We start from the raw sequence: 18,698 nt of genomic DNA, 5'->3' as shown, positions 1-18,698 counted from the left end.
GTTCTCCTCAGCCTAGCGTTTCGAAAATGCCGAGGGGCATTGGCACACCTGCGACGTGCAAGAAGAACAGGTACAAAAGAACGGGAAGAACGATGCTGATTGGAATGATGTAGTACCATTTCCGCTCGCCGAAGAAGAGCATCATGGCGAGCATCAGAACGATGGAGCTGGCTACGACCCCCAAGGTCGTCAACGCAAAGTAAAACGCGAACAAAGCAAAGACCAAAATGACCGTTCGCAGGGTTCCGGGAAGCGTGTCCAGTTTATAGACAGCATCGGCTTCTGCATCTTCGTCCGGATCAAGTTGCGGCGCTTTCAAAAAGTAGGACTCGGCCAGCAAACACAGCGCGACCAAAACCACAGCGATCGATATCACCCGGGGCCAGAATTCAGGCGACAACGCCGAGATTTCCACGGAACCCGGAGAGTCGACGCCTGCCGGGATAAGGATAATCAGGGTCAGAATACCAAGGACAAGAAAAAGCGCCCCGGCAAAAAGGTCCCTTTTCTTTGACTGGTCCATTACCTGCTCCCTCCCTTGAGCACATTCAGATCAAGTTCAGCGTTTGCGATGTTTTCATTGAGTGACATCAGCCGCGCCGCGCCCATATGGGTCATCGAACTGGACTTGATCTTGATTGGCTGCTGCAGATCGGCTTTCAGGTTGTCGATCTGCTTTCGAAACGCCTCCAAATAATAGGGTGACTGCGCCAACGGACCGGCAAGCAACACCAGTTCAGGCTGCAGAACTGTCAGGCTGAGCGAAAAGCAGTTTGCTGCCCTGGCGCCAAAATCCTCCAAAGCCAATCGGTATTCCCCGTCCGCCTCATTTGCAGAAGAGACAATATCCCAGATTTTTTGGGCTCTTTCTTGATCGGACAGCGCGTCAAACACCTCTGGGGCCAGCAGTTGGCGCAGCAACGCTTTTCCGCCGCACAGGTCGGACAAGGCAACGGGCGTATTAGACCCTACACCTTCAGTGGTTTTGGCTTCGGTAAGAACACCACCAACCCGTCCTATCCCGCTGTAAGGTTCGCCATTGACTTGCAGACCAATACCAAACCCCATCGCGCAATAGATCACGGCAACATTTTCAATGTTCCGCGCTGCCCCAAAGGCAGCCTCTGACTGGCAAATGGCAGCGCTTGGCGTTTCCAGCACAACCGGAACTCCAAGCTCCTCTCCTACGATTCCGCAAACATTGGTCTCTTCGACCCAACCGAGAGTGGGCGCGGAAATTACGATCCCGCGGGCTTTATCCAGATTACCGGCGATGGTCAGACCAACCCCGAAAAGCCGGTCCTTATCCTGGACATGCTCTTCAATCAGAGCTTTGGCTTTTTTACAGCACGCCCTGATAAAGCTGGTGCCATCGGTCAGCCCGGCCCCGCCCGCATCCCATGATGCAATACGATTGTTCGAAAGATCGGCAAGCGTGACCACCTGTTGGTATGCATTGATGCCGATACCGATCACATAGCCGCCAGATCGATCCATGGTCAGCTTTTTGGTTCTTGGCCCTCTACGCCCCTCGGGCTGAGACACACCGACCTCTTGAACCAGACGTGCTTCAATCAGTTCGCGCGTGATCCTTGAAACACTCGCGGCATTCAGCGCGAGGTTATCTGCGATCTGCGTTCGGGAAATGGTTCCTGATCCCAAAATCTCGCCAAGAACCCTCTGCCGGTTCCCGCGACCAATCTCTTCCTGTGACCAACCTGCCATTTTGCACCTCCTGAATGTATCTTTACTTAATTATTTACTTACTGCAAGTATTTTATTATGGTGAGTCCCACTCGATTCAGGGAGACGCAACAAATGACACTCAGAAACACAGTAGCCTCCGCGCTAAGCAGCCTTGCTTTGCTCGCGATCCCGATGGGAGCGGCGGCGCAGGATTATCCAAGCAAACCAGTGACTTTAGTGGTGCCATATGGCCCCGGCGGCGCCGCTGATCTGGCCGCGCGAACCCTCAGCACTGAGGCGCCGGACTACCTGGGTGAGAACATTCTGGTGGTAAACAAGACCGGTGCGGGTGGAGTCGTCGGCTCGACTCAGGTCGCGAAATCACGCCCTGATGGCTACACCCTGCTGATGGCGCGCGTTGGCTCTCAGGCCACCGTTCCGGCGATAAACCGCACAATTCCTTATAAGTGGGACGACTTTACCTTTCTGGGTCTGATCGAAAAAAACCCCTTTGTTTTGGGCGTCAGCGCAGACTCGCCGTATCAGAGCTTTGATGAACTGAAGGCCGCGATCTCAAATGGCGAACGCCTTTCCTATGCGTCCGCCGGTGTAGGCACGCTGTTGCATATGGCCATGCTCATCATGTTGGATGATCTTGGCGTCGATTCCGAAGCGCTGATCCATGTCCCATTCAAGGGCGGCGGCAAGGCGACCGCAGCCGTGGTCGGCGGGCATGCTGACTTGATCTTCCACAATCTCTCTGGCCTTTCCGGTGCTATAGAATCCGACCAGATCCGCCCCCTGCTGACCACCACACCTGAACGCTTTGCCGCAATCCCGGACACGCCGACCGCGCAAGAACTGGGCCACCCGAACCTAGAAAACGTCGTCGGCTGGACCGGCGTCTGGGGGCCTAAAGACCTGCCCGAAGATGTCGTAGCAAAATGGGTCGAGGTGCTTGGCGCGATTTCGGCCGATGAAAGCTGGGTCGAGACAACTGAAAAACTGGGCTCTGTCCCAACGGTCCTGTCACCAGAGGAAACCAAGACTTTCGTCGAAGGTCAGGTTCAGACCTTCAGCGACACTGCCGAAAAGTTGGGAATGGTAATTCAATAACAACTTCAGCATCCCGGGCGGCCTTCCCTTCTTCGCGCCGCCCGGGACTAACCTGCTTTTTCTCAGGAAACGAACATGGCACGTCCAAACATCCTATTCATTCAGGCGGACCAGCTCGCGGCAAACGCGTTGGCGGCCTATGGCAACAAGACTGTCAAGGCGCCCAACATTGACCGGATTGCGGAAAATGGAGTGGTGTTTGAAAACTGCTATTGCAACCTGCCCATGTGCGGTCCGTCCCGCGCATCGATGCACGCGGGCAAGCTGCCCTTCTCGATTGGCATGTACGACAACGCCAGCGAATTCCACTCCGATATTCCGACATTTGCACACTACCTGCGCAGCATGGACTACCGGGTCGAGATGTCCGGCAAGATGCACTTTGTCGGGCCCGATCAATTGCACGGATACGACAAACGTCACACAACCGAAATTTACCCGGCCAACTTTGCCTGGACCGTGGATTGGTCCAAAGGCCGTGAATACAAACCCACCAACCTGACAATGGCCCCCATTCTGGAAAGCGGCCCCGCGATCCGCACCATGCAGATGGATTACGACGACGAGGTCGAATACCATGGCGTTCAGGCCTTGTATGATCTGGCGCGAACAGGCGACAACAGGCCCTTTATGCTGACGGTTTCCTTCACTTCTCCACACTCACCTTTCGTGATCGGACAGGAGTACTGGGACCTCTACGATCATGATGAGATCGAATATCCAGCCGTCCCGCCTCTGGAACTGAACGAGATGGATCATCTCAGCCGCAACCTGCACTATTGCCAGTCGCGTCACGAGTTCACCGTCACGCCTGAGGACCGGCGCAAAGCCCGCCATGGCTATTACGGGATGATTTCGTATATCGACCAAAAAGTCGGGCGCCTTGTCGACGTTCTGAAGAAGACCGGCCAAATCGACAACACCATCGTTTTCCTCACCGCCGACCATGGCGAGATGATGGGAGAGCGTGGCATGTGGTTCAAACAACACTTCTTCGAATGGGCCTCCAGCGTGCCCTTCATCGTCTACGCACCGGATCGTTTCAAACCGGCGCGGGTGAAGGAGAATATCTCGCTCATTGATCTTCTGCCCACACTCACGGACCTCGCCGCTGAAGGTTCATTCGCGGATTATGCCTCTCCTATCGACGGGCAATCTCTGGTCCCTGCCCTGAACGGCGACACTTCTGGTCTTTCAGATGTTGTTATCTCGGAATTTGCCGCAGACGGATCCACCGGCCCCAGCCGCATGGTCAAAAAAGGTCCGTGGAAGCTGATGTGGCTCGAAGGAGTCGACACGCTGCTGTACGACATTGAAGAAGACCCCAACGAAGTGAACAACCGCGCAGCCGATCCGGATTGCGCGGATATCCGGGCAGAGTTGGAGGCGCTCCTTTTCGACAACTGGAACCCGGACGAACTGAACGACACGATCCGTGCCAGCCAAATCCGCCGCCTCGCCATTCACAAGGTGACCGAAGGCGATCCGACTTACGTCTACACTGTCCGCAAAGACGACGATGAACGGTACATCCGCAACGCAGGCGCTGCGGACACCAAGGCGCGCGCGCGCCTTCCCTATGTGGCTCCGGCCAAACCTGATCGGGTGTAAGAATGTCGTATGATTACATTATCGTAGGCGCAGGCTCAGCTGGCTGCGTCATCGCAAACCGATTGTCCGCAGACCCGAAAATCCGCGTGCTGCTTCTGGAAGCCGGCGGAAAGGATACCAATCCCTGGATTCACATTCCGGTTGGGTACTTCAAGACCCTGCACAACCCGAACACCGATTGGTGCTATAAGGCCGAGCCCGACCCAGGTCTGAACGGGCGCGCGCTGGATTGGCCGCGCGGCAAGACCCTTGGGGGGTCCTCTTCGATTAACGGGTTACTTTATGTCCGAGGCCAGAAAGAGGACTATGACCGCTGGGCGCAACTGGGCAATACCGGCTGGTCCTGGGACGACGTGCTACCCCTGTTCAAACGGTCGGAATGCCATGAAGATGCCGACCCAGAACTGCACGGCAGAGACGGCGAACTGGCCGTGTCGCTAATCCGCGCCAAATCCCCGATATCCGAGGCCTTCATCGAGGCCGCCGTCGAAATGGGCGTACCGCGGACCGAAGACTATAACGGCGAGAAACAAGAGGGCGCAGGCTATTTCCATCAAACCGCCCGCAAAGGGTTACGTTGCTCCTCGGCCAAGGCTTTTCTGACGCCGATCAAATCAAAGCGTCAGAATCTTGATGTCATCACGCACGCTCACACGACCGGCCTGATGTTTGCCGCTGATGCACCAAAACAGGTGACCGGAGTCGCTTATGATCGCAAGGGAACGCCCCAAAAGGCCATGCTGAACCCCGGCGGTGAAGTGATCCTGTCCGCCGGTGCTATTGGCTCGCCTCAGCTGCTGGAAGTGTCGGGCATCGGCAATCCGGACATTCTGAGCGCCGCAGGGGTCGAACTGCGTCACGCGCTGCCGGGCGTGGGTGAACATCTTCAGGATCACCTGCAAATCCGCCTTGTTTACGAGGTCAACGTTCCGACACTGAACGATGCTATCAACAATATCTTCCATCGAGCAGGAATCGGCATCGAATACGCCTTGCGCCGCACTGGCCCCATGAGCCTTGGTGCCAGTCAGGTGGCCATCTTCGCCAAATCCATGGAGGGGCTGGATACCCCCGACATCCAGTTCCACTTTCAGCCGCTGTCCGCCGACAAGCCGGGGATTGAGATGCATCCGTTCTCGGGCTTCACCTCCTCGGTATGCCAGTTGCGGCCGGAAAGTCGCGGCCATATCCATATCACTTCGTCAAATGCGCACGACTACCCAAAGATCGTGCCGAACTATCTGTCGACAACCGGCGACCAGCTTTGCGCGATCCGCGCTGTGAAATTTGCCCGCGCCATGACCAAGACCAAGGCCCTCTCTCCCTTCATCTTGCGCGAACATGTTCCGTCTGGCACCGTTGAAACTGATGAGGACCATCTCGAAGCCGCCCGTAACATGGCGCAGACGATCTATCATCCCACTTCAACCTGCAAAATGGGTACAGATAACCGCGCTGTTGTTGACCCTCGCCTGCGAGTCCATGGCATTCGTGGCCTTCGTGTCGCAGACGCCTCGATCATGCCCGACATCGTCAGCGGCAATACCAACGCCCCGGCTATCATGATTGGAGAAAAATGTAGCGATCTTGTGCTGGCAGATCGCTGCAGAACGGATCTGTTGCAAACCTTTGGCAGTTGATGGCCTGATGGTTAGCAGTTGAATGACTTCCGGTCTTATCCAGTTGAAAGCCTACTCATAATTTCCTTCAAAGGAGCGCAGTATCCGAAGGATGTTATCCTGTTCGCGGTCTTCTCCTATGTTCGATACGGTGTTTCCTACCGCGCTTTGGAAGAGATCATGTACGAACGAGGTGTTCCGGTTGACCACACCACGCGGAACAGATGGGTCACGCGATATTCCGGCGCAATCGCTGAAACAGCGCGTCGGCGCATTCAGAACTTTGCAACAAAGCCTGTTACCAACACCTGGTCGGCAGGACGCCACGTTGTGCACTGGGGTAACATCGCGAACATGATACTATTGTTGCGCTACAAATCGGCGATCTTCGACCTGCTCAAGGCCATATGAAACCTAGCGATGCGTCAAAGAAACAATGACATACCGCCCTTCCCCGCTGGGTTTCAGCTGCGGAACGAGACCCTCGCAGACACCGGTATCCTGCGTCTCAAGCACAAGCGTGTCATCGCACATAACCTGACCCTCTAACACATGCACAATCGTAGTGCAGCGTGACCGACCCGCTACATGAGCGATTTCCGAGGCATCCAGAATTCGGACCTCGGCCTCGATCAGTTCAGGGTTAAAAATTAGGTTGAAGTTCTCAACAGGCGTGCTGTGACAACGCCCTGTGATCTTTTCACCACCGGGGAACCTTACGGGCACAAAAGGACGCGCCTCATAGTCACGCTCGACGCCTAGCAGACGCATCCCGTCGCCTCTGACCACCGTCAGGATACGCTCAAGTCCGTCAAAATTCGAGAACGGGCCATCGCCCTCAACCAGAGCAAGGCTCAGCCGCCACGCCAGCACGCCCCGGATAGCATGGTTTGCGATTTCCCGCGTCTTGCCGCCCCCATTCTTCCAAGGGTTGAGGGCATAGTCGCGCCATCGGATGATCTGCATATCGTGCTTCACTGCGGCCATTCTGAGTATATATTTATCGTGGATAACGCCAATTAATGATGTTGTGAACACCATGGCTGGACCTCATGGCAAACTGAGCAAAAGGGATATGGATCTGTCGCAAATTCCTTTGAAGGCTGAGGAGATGTCGCAGGTACGTCCCAGAACACTTATTTCCTACATCCTATGAATTGGCCGACATGACGGATGGCCAAAGGCGCGATCCGTCGCATGTTTTACAAAACCGGTATACCCATTCACCCAAATTCTGTCAGATCATTAATTTATCTGCTCTGACACAACTTGCCTCATTCCGCTTGGCCTTTGAATCCCAATACCGCATGGCCCAGTGGTTATTCGCGCAAAAAAGATTGGCAGTGTTCGACCAGCATGTGAAATGCCGGTTCATGCTGCAGCAGGATGTGGTTCTTGCTGTCCAGCGTAATAAATCTCGCATCAGGGATACTCGTGGCAAAGGCGCGTCCACTCTCGATTGGAATTTCAGCGTCGTCTCGTGCGTGTAAAACGAGTGTCGGTGATTTTACTTTGTCCAACAGATGCGAAACGTCGATTGTCCCAAACATGTCATGCAAATCTCCGGCCATCTGAGGCGACACAGATTTGCGTTGAAGTTCGTTAAACCATTCCGCCTGTTCATGTGTCGCTTCGGGCATGAATCGGGATGTAAAAAGTTGGCGAAATTCCGAGTTTGGCTGCCCCCAGCCAGTACGCATGAGCATACTCATGGCGATCCGCTGCCCAATGGCCTTCTCGTTTTTGTTAAACCGCCAGCCTTGCGCGAACCCGCCATAAATTATGATCTTGTCCACCTTATCCGGCTGGCGCGTCGCAAAATCCGCCGCCACGGATGCGCCTTGCGATATGCCGAGCAGCGAGAATTTCTTAAGCGCAAGATGGTCGACAAGACATTCCAGATCCCGAACGCAGTCTTCGTAACTGACCGTGGGGACATTTCTGTCCGACATTCCGTTTCCGCGTTCATCGTATCGGATCAGGCGAGCTCCGAGACCTAAAGCTTCGATCCAATGGCGCCAGACAGGGCTCTCCAAATCGTATTCAAGGTGTGACATCCAGTTCGCAGTTTTTAGGAGAACGATTTCACTGTTCGGGTCGCCCAATTCGGAATATGCAATTCGGGTGCCATCAAAGGATTTGAAATAGCGAACGTCTTGGCGGATTGCATCATAATCGGGTTTGGCCGCTCCAACAGCGGGCAAGGGGTCGGGCTCTATGGGCGAAACAGGACTGACAAATCTGAACCCACGACCATGTACAGTCTTGATGATGCCTTGCGCCTTACCGGTATCGCCTACAGCTGCGCGAACATCGTGAATACGGCTGCTTAGCGCTGCATCAGAAACAAATCTGCCGTTCCAAATGGTCTCGATCAACTCATCTCTAGTTACTACGCGATCGCGATTGCGCAACAGGTAAGACAGCACATCAAAAACTTGAGGTTCAACAGAAACGATTTCTCCTTCGCGACTGAGTTCGAACCGCTCGCCATCCAGAATGAATGTGCCGAACTTGTACCTCATCCCATCACCACGACGAAAACAAATCACCCTTCTTAGCCGTCACTCGTTCGAAGCCAAATCGCCACGGCTGGCCGAGTGTAGCAAGAACAGCACTTTAACGCCATTTGCTAGGTTCGGCTTCAATCTGCTGAGACACCAAGTGTTCCTCAGAATGTGTTGAGATCATTCCATGAAATTCTGGTCACTGGCACAATCACAGCTTGGCAGGGTCAAAAAATTCAGGATTTGTCCTTGTCAGATAAGTGTTTTGCCCACTCTTTGCTGAACACTCCAAGCGGACCGAGGTGGTTATACAAACGGAGCCCGAGTTCCGTAACTTCGTAACCCCCTTCAACCCGATGAACGAACCCAGCCATTTGCAACTCTTTCAGGCGCTTATTCAGCGCTGCGGGCGAAATGGTTTCACACTTGTCCTGCAAGTTTCGAAAGGTCGTCGGACCAATCTCGCTGAGCGTCCACAAAACACCCATCGCCCAGTGCCGACCGAGAAGATCGAACAAGGCCATGATAGGCGCGCCGCTCTTGGATCCGCGCACCGGCTGCCCCGGCATCGGTATCTTGCTCATTGCTATACTTTCTGTAGCACTTGCTATAAGCTATATTATTTATAGCAAAGCTGATGAGGCCGCCAGTGACGAAGACAGAAACCTACGAAATTCGCGATGAGAGATTTAAGCGTAGTGTTAAACTGGGTGAACCGGTCGAACGACTTTGGACAGGCGGGAAGTGGACCGAAGGACCAGTCTACTCACCAGCGTTCAAATCCCTGATCTGGAGCGACATACCAAATGACAGACGACTGCGATGGGATGAACTGAGCGGTGCGGTTTCGGATATCCGCAGCGGGCTTGGCTGCTATACCAATGGCTCGACACTTGACCGGCAAGGCCGCATCGTCGCCTGCGAACACGGTACAAGGAGTGTTACGCGAATTGAGCACGATGGATCAGTTTCCACCCTTGCCAGCCATTTCAACGGTAAGCGCTTCAACAGCCCCAATGATGTAGTTGTTCGTTCCGATGGCACGATCTGGTTTACCGACCCAGCTTACGGGATTGAATCCGACTATGAGGGCTTTCAGGCCGAGCCCGAACTGGATGGAGAACATGTATACCGTCTGGATCCAACGACCGGCGCAATAGATCAAGTAACCACTGACTTTGCCTGCCCAAACGGCTTGGCATTTTCGCTGGATGAAGAGACCCTTTACATCGCTGACAGCGGTGGAACACGTTACCCCAGCGGTGAGCATCACATCCGTGCATTCACGGTGGATTCAGACGGAACACTCACCGGCGGAGAGGTGTTTGCCGAATGTGAGGCGGGTGTTTTTGATGGGTTTCGCCTCGACACGCAGGGCCGAATTTGGACAAGCGCCTATGACGGCGTTCATTGCTTTCACCCGTACGGAACATTGCTCGGCAAGATTTTTGTTCCGGAAAAAGTATCAAACGTGTGCTTCGGCGGTCCAAAGCTCAACCGCCTGTTCATCACCGCGTCGACCAGTGTCTATACCGTTTTGTTACCAACGACAGGTGCACTCTTATTTTGAACGCGGGGCCTTCAACTGATTCAAGCGGTTAGCGCGATCAGGACCGGTTGAACAACACTGCTCCCATATCCAGTTTTCGCTCACAATCCAGCCAGAGGCATCGTGTATGTTGTGGCGGTGCCTTCGACACATATCTCTCCGCTGCTGTCGGTGACACATACCTTCAATTGGCAAATCGGCTTGTCATCGCGGACCGATACAACTTCGATGTGGCCCGTGATTTCTTCATCAACTCCGACCGCTTTACTGAAGTTCAAGTTTGTATTCAGAAAGACCGTTCCCGGCCCCGGAAGATCCTCAGCTACACATGCGTTCAAAATACCGGTAGTGACCCCACCTTGAACGATTAGCTTCCCAAACGGGGTCTTTCTTGCCAGCTCCTCGTCGTAGTGCACCGGATTTCGGTCACCTGTCATTTCAGTAAAGGCATGGATATCCCTGACGCGGGTTAAACGACTACGACTTGCACTCTGTCCCGCTTCTGGTTTCCCTTTGATAACGCCAACCCAACCATCCATTTCCGTGTTCATCTAAGCCTCCTATCCTTTCAAATTGATCCGTACTTTGTTCCATCACATTAGGTTGCCCAAATTACCCAGCGCGCAGTTCACCCGACCAACCAATAGCTGTTTACAGGTCCAATACCCTTCGCGACGAAGGTGCCGCGTGGTTCGAAATGGAATTTGTCACGCAGCAATTCGCGGGTGACAGAGCAGACTTGAATGCGACCCGGCAGACTGTTTGCTTCCATACGCTGCGCCAGATTTACTGTATTCCCCCAGATGTCGTAGCAGAATTTGCGAGTCCCGATCACACCGGCCATTAACGGGCCAATACATATACCAATGCGTAGTTCGAAGTTGGTTCCCTCACACGGTGACGCCGAAACCCTATTCATTTCCAAAGCCATCCCGACGATTGCTTCCGCATGATCCGCATGCGTTGTGGGTACGCCTGAAGCAACCATGTAGCCGTCGCCAATGGACCGGATTTTCTCGACGCCAAACCTTTCGGTGAGCGCATCAAATTCCGTGTGTAATTGGTTAAGAAAGGCCACTGTTCCTTCAGCGCCGAGTTTTTGAGAGATCGTGCTGAATCCGACGATATCGGCGAACAAGACCCCGGCCTCGTCGTAGTGCGACGCGAAAGAGCTTCTCCCAGTCTTTAGCTGTTCTGCGACCTCCTCCGGCAAAACGTTTTGCAAAAGCCTGTCAGATCGAAGGCGTTCATCCTCCAGATCGCGTTGAATCGCGGCGCGATGAACTGCAAAATAATAGGTAAGCATGAAAGCGAGGACCGAGATGCCGGCGAAATTCAAAACAAACAGCAGGTGACGCATGCTGTCCGAAAGGCTGTTGTCCACTGTCAAAAATGGTTCACACAACCAATAGACGGCAAGTGCCGCAAGAAAGGTTAAAAACCAAAGCGTCGATTGCTGTCTGTTGGCAAAAAGCAAAGCACCTATGGGTGAGGACAGCGACCAGATTATGACACCACTTGAGGCCTCGAAGCTACCGAGCGAAAAAGCCAACGCAACAGGCAGAGCCAAGCTCAATAAAAGCTGGCTGACAGAAAACACCTGATATCTTCCGGTTTGTGAAAAGATGGCCATACTGATGGCAGATGCGATGGCGTATCCCCAGGGAATAGCCGCTGACAAAGGTTCACCACCGAATTTGTAGATTGCGCCCCAGAAAACCGCCAATGTTGCCATCAGAATAGTTGAGCACACCAACAAAGACTTTTGCAGGCGAATTTCTGGACCGTCATCAGGTAGCTGACCCAGCTTGATCAGACTATTGGTCGACCACCGAAAAACAAAGGGATGTCCGCGGTACTCCTGATATGCAATGTTTTTAATAGTCATGGCATCACCAAGTCTCAATTCAGCGCTAAGCCGCTGTGCGTGCGAAGTCAGCGCTTTCCTCCAAAGCCATCTGTTCGTGTTTCATCGCCTCAGAAAACTCCTTGTGCAGCGACTTGAGCCGGTTCATGTCCCAGCGCCTTGAAGCTATTTTCTGAGTGATCTCGAAAACGTCGAACGCATATTGGTTTCGCGCTGTCTGGTATGCCGCCGCGTTGCCAGGAGTTCTGATCAATGCGGTGGCAAGCCGATTAGCATCCAGAAACGCGTCAGTTATGCCATGCGCTGTTGCCGGATCCTTGAAATACCCGGCATCTCCAACCAAAGCCCATCCTGGACCCGCACAATCGCGAACGTGCCCCGGAGCGCCGGCAAAACGCCGTGCTTTGTCTGTTTGACCTCTTTCCGCCAGTTTTTTGGCAAGCGCGGGCTCCCAAATCGACAGCATATTGGTCGCGCCTTGATAAGGGTCGTTTTTGAACCAACCTGCAAATTGGTCTGGTGCGCAAGACGCGAACAGACAATGTTCACCACCTGTTGTTGGTATCAGCCCGGCAAACGCCCCTTCGTCGAAATACCAGCGATACCCCTGGTTCGGAACGTTCCTCACATAGGTGTAAACAGTCGAATACCGATCCGCAGAGCGCGCAACGTAACGAGAGTTGACCATCTCGGCCACGGATGAACAGCGCCCATCCGCGCCAACCAAAATATCCGTTCCGACAATCACGGATGAACCGTCCCGCTGCCTGATAACAACGCCGACTACGCGCCCACAGTTCTTCTTTATGGTCGCGATAGCTCTGGTTCCCAGATGCATCTCTGCACCCGCATTGATCGCTGCGTTAGATAAAACCTTGTCAAGCAACCAACGGCGTGGGGCGTAAAGACCCTTAACACCATCCTCGGGCTTGATATCGACTGTAAGTTTTTCACGCCCATAGTGAAAATGGGTTTGCCGAACCGGTGGCGTTCCCGCCTGATCGATTTGATTTAACAATCCCCATCTCTGCAAAAGCGATACGGCAGGGCGCATAAGTGCGTGCGTTGAAAGAGTGTCGCCAATTTCGCAATCGCGTTCGATAATCAGGACGCGTGCACCGGCACGGGCAAGCAGCATGGCGGTGGCCGATCCGGCGCAGCGTCCGCCGACGATGATTGCGTCATATTTGAAGTGGTTAAATTGATATCCCATATTCTTACTCCTATTCAGGCAACCAGCCGTTGGCTTAGATTGCGGTGAAGATGAGAAGCCAAAGCATGCGCATCTTCTCCAGCACCGGCGATGAAGGTCGACTTACGCTGGCGCAAATAAGGAAGCCCCATCACGTAGAGACCCCGGGCGACCCAGCCACCGTGGTGCTGCAATCTTGCTTTGCGATCGAACACAGGCAGGTTCAGCCAGCTGAAATCCGGCCGGACCCCAGTTGCCCAGATCACTGAATTGAAACGCTCCTTGGCAAAATTCAGTTGCAGTCGCGGCTGGTCCGGGACCAAAGTTGCGTCGAAACGCTGTGATGGCGGAAAGAACTCTTCAAAGTCCTCGGCAGCGATCCAATCATCCACCGCTTGCAGAAGCCGGTTCATCTTGAGATCAGCAGCCGCGCATTTGTTTTCCAATGACCCCGAAAACAGAGCATTTCCGTCCCGGATCATTTCCAGACGACCCGCTATTTCCACCCCAATGTCCGTCAGAGTGTTGAGGTCGATGTGATGTTCAGCAACCAGCCCAGGCGAAGGCGTTCGCCGGACCCGGTCGATGTCATCCACCAGATCAAACGGAGTTGAATATAATCCGAGTGTATTAAGCCAGTGCAGGATGTCGGCACGGCGGTATCGCCTTGGCATCCGCACGTGATTGCCAACGGCTAGTGTAACTTGACGCCCTGAAGCCTGAATTTCCTGCGCCAGTTGAAGTCCCGAAGCGGACGCCCCGACAACCAGCACCTTGCCGCCGGGCAAGTCATTGGGGCGCTTATAAGAAAGCGGCGTCAATTGCCTTATGTCGCGCGGCAATTCGGTGGCAAATGCAGGGATTGCTGGCTGGGCGCAGGCTCCGTTGGCCATAACAACACTCTGGCATGTCATCCCACCCTGATCCGTTTGTACGCGATACCCGTCCCCAAGAGGATCAACTGCCAAAACAGTTGTCTCGGTCCGAACTGGCGTTTGATGATAATCGGCAAAGTAGTCGATTTGCGATGCAAGTTCAGAGACAGACATAAATCCGTCTTTGTCTGCCCCGCTATAGGACATGCCTGGAAGGCCATTCATCCAATTTGGGGTCAGAAGATGCAGACTGTCCCATCGTTGGGTTTTCCAGCTGTTTGCGATCTGGCCCCGTTCCAGGACCACATGGTCAACTCCACGCAAACTCAACTCGCGGCTCATGGCGAGTCCGGAATGCCCGGCGCCGATTATGACGGTCGTAATATGTTTCATGACACTCGCTCCTGAGCCATGTCACGGTCAGGTGACCATAACTTTGACGTTTCCGGGGTTGGTGATGATATCGAACACAGCTGATCGCTTTTGTGATTGAGACACGACAGCTGCGATTTCTTCTTGGGTGGCGTCAGCATCAATGTCGAAACTCACCCGGACTGCACTGAAGCCATTTCGCACATCCGCGTCCACGCCAAGGATGCCGTAGATGTCCATGTCACCTTCGACAGACGCTTTCACTGAGTGCAGTTGAATCCCACGGTTTTGTGCAACTGATGCGACACCCGCGCTCAGGCAGCTTGCCAGTGCTGACAGAACGATCTCAACCGGAGTTGCACCATTGTCTGAGGCCGCGAACTGCGGTGGGTGGTCAGCATCGACAGTAAAGGTCTTGTCGTGCGTCTGTTCCTCGCCCAGACCATAGAACCCTTTGACCGTGGAACGGCTATGAACGCCGCCCATCCATTCGCATTCTGCGCGCCATGTAAATTGCGCTGCTGCCGGCGCATCGCGCAGAACTTCGCGTGCACCCATCAGAGCGTCTACATTTACGCCATTGTCTACGGTTTTTTGTTGCGGTTGCATTTCAGTTCTCCTTTTCTAGGTCGCCCGCATGGGGCAGCTTCTCAAAACTGAAGCGCTTCTGTTCAGCGCTCGCTTCGATAGCTATTTCTAGGAAACAGCAGCGCGCGATGCTTGAAGGTTGCTTAGGGATTTTGTGGAGATTTCTTGGGGAAACGCTTGGGTCGGTGCTGATGTGCGAACCATAAACTCGCCAAAAATCAGCGAGAACTCACGATCAGCACCTCGTAACACATTGCTATTATTTTATTTTCGTTGAGAAATTAGATTTACGAGAAAGCCGAACTACTCCAGCGTCTGCACCGACTAATTGATCAGATTTTCAGGCCCGCCTTTTGCAGACCACTCAAGAACAGATCCTGGACCGCGGATTTGTGACTGCTGCTTTCACGACTGAAAAACCCCCGCCACTCGTCAGGAGTTTCTGGGAAGCGCGCCATTTCATCTTTCGATACGCGCAGAAATTCCGCCAGAGTGTCTTCGGCATCGGCCTGCCGACCGGCATGGGCGTAGCACGCAGCCAGCAGCGCCCGCGCATTATTGATTGGAAAGACGATTTCCTGAAGGTCAGAGATGGCGGTGTCGTACGACTGCAGCGCAAAATGAGCTTCGCCCCGAATCCAAGGTATCCAGTTTAGCTCAAACGGATCCAAACTTCTGGCAATGGTCAGTCGCTCCAACGCTTCTTCAGACTGACCGCATTCCACCAGAAACGCCGCGTGGAGCGTGATGACCGCCACGTCATTGGGGTTAAGTGAAAGAGCGCGCTCATATTGGCTTTGCGCCTCAGGAATACGATGTGAATGCAGTAATGCCTCACCAAAATGTGCGTGCGCCAAGGCATTTTCGGGGTCCAGTTGAATGGCCCTACGACCGTAATCTAGCGCTAACCTGAGTGACTGATCTGGTTACTGGGACCAGCCGGTAAAAAAGGCCATATCGTGAATTGCACCAATGAGCATCTGCGCGCGCGCGTTGTCGGGGTCCTGTTCAAGAATTTTGCCGAGCAAATCCAGCGCTTCGGTATGTGCTTTTTTTGAGACCTGATTGTAATGGGCCTGGGCTCGCAGGACCAATTGGCCGACGGATAGATCCTTAGGTGGTTGCGACGATGTCAGCCGCTGACCCAACGCATCTATTCGCCCCACAGTCGTCGCCGCAAACCGCCGAGAAATCTGGTCGATTGTCTCCAAAGTATCACGAAGATCTCCATCCGAACTGTCCGCCCAGAATTTCTGACCACCATTACAATCCAAAAGGTGGGCGTTTATTCGGATTTTTCCGTTCAGCACCCACAGATTTCCACTCAGTACAAAATCCGCTCCTACCGAATTGCCAAACTTCCACTCGTCAGAATCTGATGTGTTCCGGTGATCCATTTTTCCTGCGAAAGAAACGCTGTAATGGCGGAATTGGTAGAGTTCAGTTGCGATGGATTTCGACAATAATTCTCCCAGTTGGTCTTCATCCGGATTGCGACTTATTGCAGTAAACTGAAGAACAGCAATTGTGGGTCTGGTGTCCCCTTGGATCGGAGATTTGCGAACGTTGGGGGTATCGACATCGCCAACAGGATGCAGAAACCGAAAGCCCCGGCCATGTACCGTGCGAATATATTTCTGTTGATGCCCATCATCTCCCAAGGCTTTTCTGGCCGAACTGATCCCACTTGAGACTGCGGCATCAGAAACAAATCTGCCTGCCCAAACCACCTCAATCAACTCTTCCCTGGAAATCACCCTATCCGTGTTGGTTATCAGGTGTGAGATGAGATCGAAGACCAATGGTTCTATTGAAACTGGCGCACCAGACTTGCGCAGTTCCCTCTTCTCCATATCCAAGGTGATGTCGTCGAAGTTATACTTCATGACGATATTTTATCGCTTTATCGCCAAATGTCACACAAACTGCATTGATTAAGCTGGAGCTGATCTGGGCACCGATCTTCACGTCTTCAACAGATATGTCCAAGTACCAGCAACGTTAACATTCCCGCCAACATTGAACTAAAGACTGCTAGTCAGGTGAAACCGCCCAAGGAAATTGCTTCCATGGTTGGCTCGGACAAAACCGATAACTCCCCAAACCAAAACCAAACAGCGCTGAGCATTTTTTGAAGTCCGGTTTGCGCAGTAGGAGATTAACAATCTAATTTGCGTGTGCCAGTCTGATGTCAGAGCATCCCTGGTAGGCACAATGATTGTCTTAAGGAAAACAGTAGCCTGTCGTTCCTGAACAACTGGCTCAAACAACAGCACTCTTGAGTTTGCGTTGTTTCAAAGAGTGCAACGACCGGAATACTGCATAGAAGCTGGCGAAAGGGGCGAACTAATGCGCGGAATAGGCCATGAAATACGCATTTGAATCTGTCGTTGTTGAAACGGATACATTCGACGTGTTTCTGGCTGGTGATCGTATCCGACTTGAGCCCAAGGTCTTTTCACTACTCAAATTTCTGATCGAAAATCGGGAGAGAGTTGTTACAAAAGCCGATTTGGTGGACGGCGTCTGGGATGGCAGGTTTATTTCCGATGCAACTATTTCAAGCGCGATCAAGGCGCTGCGCCAGGCCTTGGGTGATGACGGAAGAAATCAACGTATAATCCGCACCGCACACGGCCAGGGCTTTCGGTTTGTCGCAAGAGTTTTTGAGCAAGAGACGGATAAAAAAATCTGGACGGAAACCAAAACCGATATTCCGGAATACCGAGATGAAATAAACTACTGCATGACAGATGACGGTGTCAGCCTTGCCTACACCATATCGGGATCGGGTTTTCCCATCGTTAAAGTGGCAAACTGGCTTAGCCACGTGGAATACGATTGGGAAAGCCCTATATGGGCGCACTTTTTGAGATTTCTCACCGAGGACAATACACTGCTCAGGTACGACGAAAGAGGCAATGGAATGTCGGACTGGGAAGTGGAGGATTTCACCTTAGACAGGCTGCTTGATGATCTGGAAACAGTGATCAATGCATCGGGTTTCGACAAGTTCATTTTATACGGTGTATCCCAGGGCTGTGCGATTTCTGCCGCATATACAGCGCGACATCCTGAACGGGTTGCAGGCCAGATACTGTATGGGGGCTACAGTCGAGGTTGGAAAAGGCGCAAAATTCCCGAAGAAAAGGAAAAACGTACTGCGATGACACAGCTCATTCGCATTGGTTGGGGCGAAGACAACCCGGCCTTTCGGCGTATCTTTGCGTCACTTTTCGTCCCGGATGCGGATATCGAGCAGATCGAGTGGTACACAGATCTTCAAAGCAAGACGACAACTGGAAAAAACGCAGCTAACATGGATGAAAGCCTAGCCGATCTTGATGTCTCAGCAGTACTGCCTGAAGTTTCAGTCCCTTCACTTGTACTCCACTGTGAGGACGATGCGGTTGTACCATTCAAAGAGGGTCAACGTCTGGCTCAGCTAATCCCAACTGCAAAATTCATCAGGCTCTCCGGCCACAATCATATCTTATTAGAAACGGAACCTGCCTGGGTGGATTTCAAATCAGAAATCAAGAAATTCCTTGGCGAAATTTCGACCGCTCATCCCGAAATGTGAACAACAACGCCAAGTTGGGTTAGGCCGGAAGACGTCTTGTTCGATCACAGGGTGTGAAGGTCAATCTTACGCTTTCAGACTAATTCGAACGGTATCGTCGGTTTAAATGAGCTTGAATTCTCTTCCCTGCCCC

16 protein-coding genes and 2 pseudogenes are annotated in these 18,698 nt (G+C 53.1%); 6 read left to right on the top strand and 12 right to left on the bottom strand.

What is annotated here, in order from left to right:
- Positions 1-7: 7 nt before the first annotated feature.
- Together ACR0NW_RS10170 and ACR0NW_RS10165 are read right to left on the bottom strand one after the other, a co-directional pair.
- Positions 8-523 carry a tripartite tricarboxylate transporter TctB family protein gene (locus ACR0NW_RS10170; protein WP_480791631.1) on the bottom strand — a complete coding sequence of 172 codons (516 nt, stop codon included), beginning with the start codon at positions 521-523 and terminating at the stop codon, positions 8-10.
- Positions 523-1,725, bottom strand: a complete 1,203-nt coding sequence (locus tag ACR0NW_RS10165; protein WP_480791630.1) for an ROK family transcriptional regulator — start codon at positions 1,723-1,725, stop codon at positions 523-525. The genes ACR0NW_RS10170 and ACR0NW_RS10165 overlap by 1 nt, the downstream gene beginning before the upstream one ends.
- 93 nt (positions 1,726-1,818) lie before the next feature.
- On the opposite strand from ACR0NW_RS10165, the gene ACR0NW_RS10160 reads away from it, so the two are divergent.
- The 4 genes and pseudogenes from ACR0NW_RS10160 to ACR0NW_RS10145 form a co-directional block, all read left to right on the top strand.
- Positions 1,819-2,802, top strand: a complete 984-nt coding sequence (locus ACR0NW_RS10160) for a Bug family tripartite tricarboxylate transporter substrate binding protein (protein WP_480791629.1) — start codon at positions 1,819-1,821, stop codon at positions 2,800-2,802.
- A gap of 75 nt (positions 2,803-2,877) precedes the next feature.
- A complete protein-coding gene (gene betC, locus ACR0NW_RS10155; protein WP_480791628.1) occupies positions 2,878-4,413 on the top strand; it encodes a choline-sulfatase in 1,536 nt (511 codons plus the stop codon).
- A gap of 2 nt (positions 4,414-4,415) precedes the next feature.
- Positions 4,416-6,053, top strand: coding sequence for a GMC family oxidoreductase (locus ACR0NW_RS10150; protein ID WP_480791627.1), 1,638 nt, complete (start codon positions 4,416-4,418; stop codon positions 6,051-6,053).
- Positions 6,054-6,110: 57 nt separating this feature from the next.
- A pseudogene (locus tag ACR0NW_RS10145) lies at positions 6,111-6,344 on the top strand (IS6-like element ISPmar1 family transposase); the annotation flags it as partial.
- A 102-nt stretch (positions 6,345-6,446) separates the two neighbouring features.
- On the opposite strand, the gene ACR0NW_RS10140 reads toward ACR0NW_RS10145, so the two are convergent.
- From ACR0NW_RS10140 to ACR0NW_RS10130, 3 genes are all read right to left on the bottom strand, one after another.
- Entirely contained in the window at positions 6,447-6,998 is a 552-nt protein-coding gene (locus ACR0NW_RS10140; RefSeq protein ID WP_480791626.1) for a HutD/Ves family protein, read from the bottom strand.
- A gap of 353 nt (positions 6,999-7,351) precedes the next feature.
- Entirely contained in the window at positions 7,352-8,557 is a 1,206-nt protein-coding gene (locus tag ACR0NW_RS10135; protein ID WP_480791625.1) for an alpha/beta hydrolase, read from the bottom strand.
- 218 nt (positions 8,558-8,775) lie between these two features.
- Positions 8,776-9,123 carry a winged helix-turn-helix transcriptional regulator gene (locus ACR0NW_RS10130; RefSeq protein ID WP_480791624.1) on the bottom strand — a complete coding sequence of 116 codons (348 nt, stop codon included), beginning with the start codon at positions 9,121-9,123 and terminating at the stop codon, positions 8,776-8,778.
- A 65-nt stretch (positions 9,124-9,188) separates the two neighbouring features.
- On the opposite strand from ACR0NW_RS10130, the gene ACR0NW_RS10125 reads away from it, so the two are divergent.
- The gene (locus tag ACR0NW_RS10125; protein WP_480791623.1) at positions 9,189-10,109 is read left to right on the top strand and encodes an SMP-30/gluconolactonase/LRE family protein; all 921 of its coding nucleotides are present in this window, start codon (positions 9,189-9,191) and stop codon (positions 10,107-10,109) included.
- Between the two features lie 80 nt (positions 10,110-10,189).
- Here the strand turns inward: ACR0NW_RS10125 and ACR0NW_RS10120 are convergent, their stop codons facing one another.
- The 7 genes and pseudogenes from ACR0NW_RS10120 to ACR0NW_RS10090 all read right to left on the bottom strand — a co-directional run bounded on the left by ACR0NW_RS10120 (position 10,190) and on the right by ACR0NW_RS10090 (position 16,868).
- Positions 10,190-10,639, bottom strand: coding sequence for a MaoC family dehydratase (locus tag ACR0NW_RS10120; RefSeq protein ID WP_480791622.1), 450 nt, complete (start codon positions 10,637-10,639; stop codon positions 10,190-10,192).
- A 77-nt stretch (positions 10,640-10,716) separates the two neighbouring features.
- Positions 10,717-11,976, bottom strand: coding sequence for an adenylate/guanylate cyclase domain-containing protein (locus ACR0NW_RS10115; RefSeq protein WP_480791621.1), 1,260 nt, complete (start codon positions 11,974-11,976; stop codon positions 10,717-10,719).
- Between the two features lie 25 nt (positions 11,977-12,001).
- A complete protein-coding gene (locus tag ACR0NW_RS10110; protein WP_480791620.1) occupies positions 12,002-13,168 on the bottom strand; it encodes an NAD(P)/FAD-dependent oxidoreductase in 1,167 nt (388 codons plus the stop codon).
- Positions 13,169-13,182: 14 nt separating this feature from the next.
- Entirely contained in the window at positions 13,183-14,415 is a 1,233-nt protein-coding gene (locus tag ACR0NW_RS10105) for an NAD(P)-binding domain-containing protein (RefSeq protein WP_480791619.1), read from the bottom strand.
- A 27-nt stretch (positions 14,416-14,442) separates the two neighbouring features.
- Entirely contained in the window at positions 14,443-15,003 is a 561-nt protein-coding gene (locus ACR0NW_RS10100; protein WP_480791618.1) for an OsmC family protein, read from the bottom strand.
- Positions 15,004-15,314: 311 nt separating this feature from the next.
- Positions 15,315-15,875 (bottom strand): annotated as a pseudogene (locus ACR0NW_RS10095) (tetratricopeptide repeat protein); the annotation flags it as partial.
- Between the two features lie 33 nt (positions 15,876-15,908).
- The gene (locus ACR0NW_RS10090; RefSeq protein ID WP_480791617.1) at positions 15,909-16,868 is read right to left on the bottom strand and encodes a winged helix-turn-helix domain-containing protein; all 960 of its coding nucleotides are present in this window, start codon (positions 16,866-16,868) and stop codon (positions 15,909-15,911) included.
- Between the two features lie 479 nt (positions 16,869-17,347).
- Between ACR0NW_RS10090 and ACR0NW_RS10085 the strand changes: the two genes are divergently transcribed.
- Positions 17,348-18,565 carry an alpha/beta hydrolase gene (locus tag ACR0NW_RS10085; RefSeq protein ID WP_480791616.1) on the top strand — a complete coding sequence of 406 codons (1,218 nt, stop codon included), beginning with the start codon at positions 17,348-17,350 and terminating at the stop codon, positions 18,563-18,565.
- Positions 18,566-18,698: the final 133 nt, after the last annotated feature.

It is taken from the genome of Ruegeria sp. CF5 (assembly GCF_056537325.1).
The sequence above is the reverse complement of the archived record's forward strand: the minus strand, read 5'-3'. Positions and strand labels throughout refer to the sequence as shown.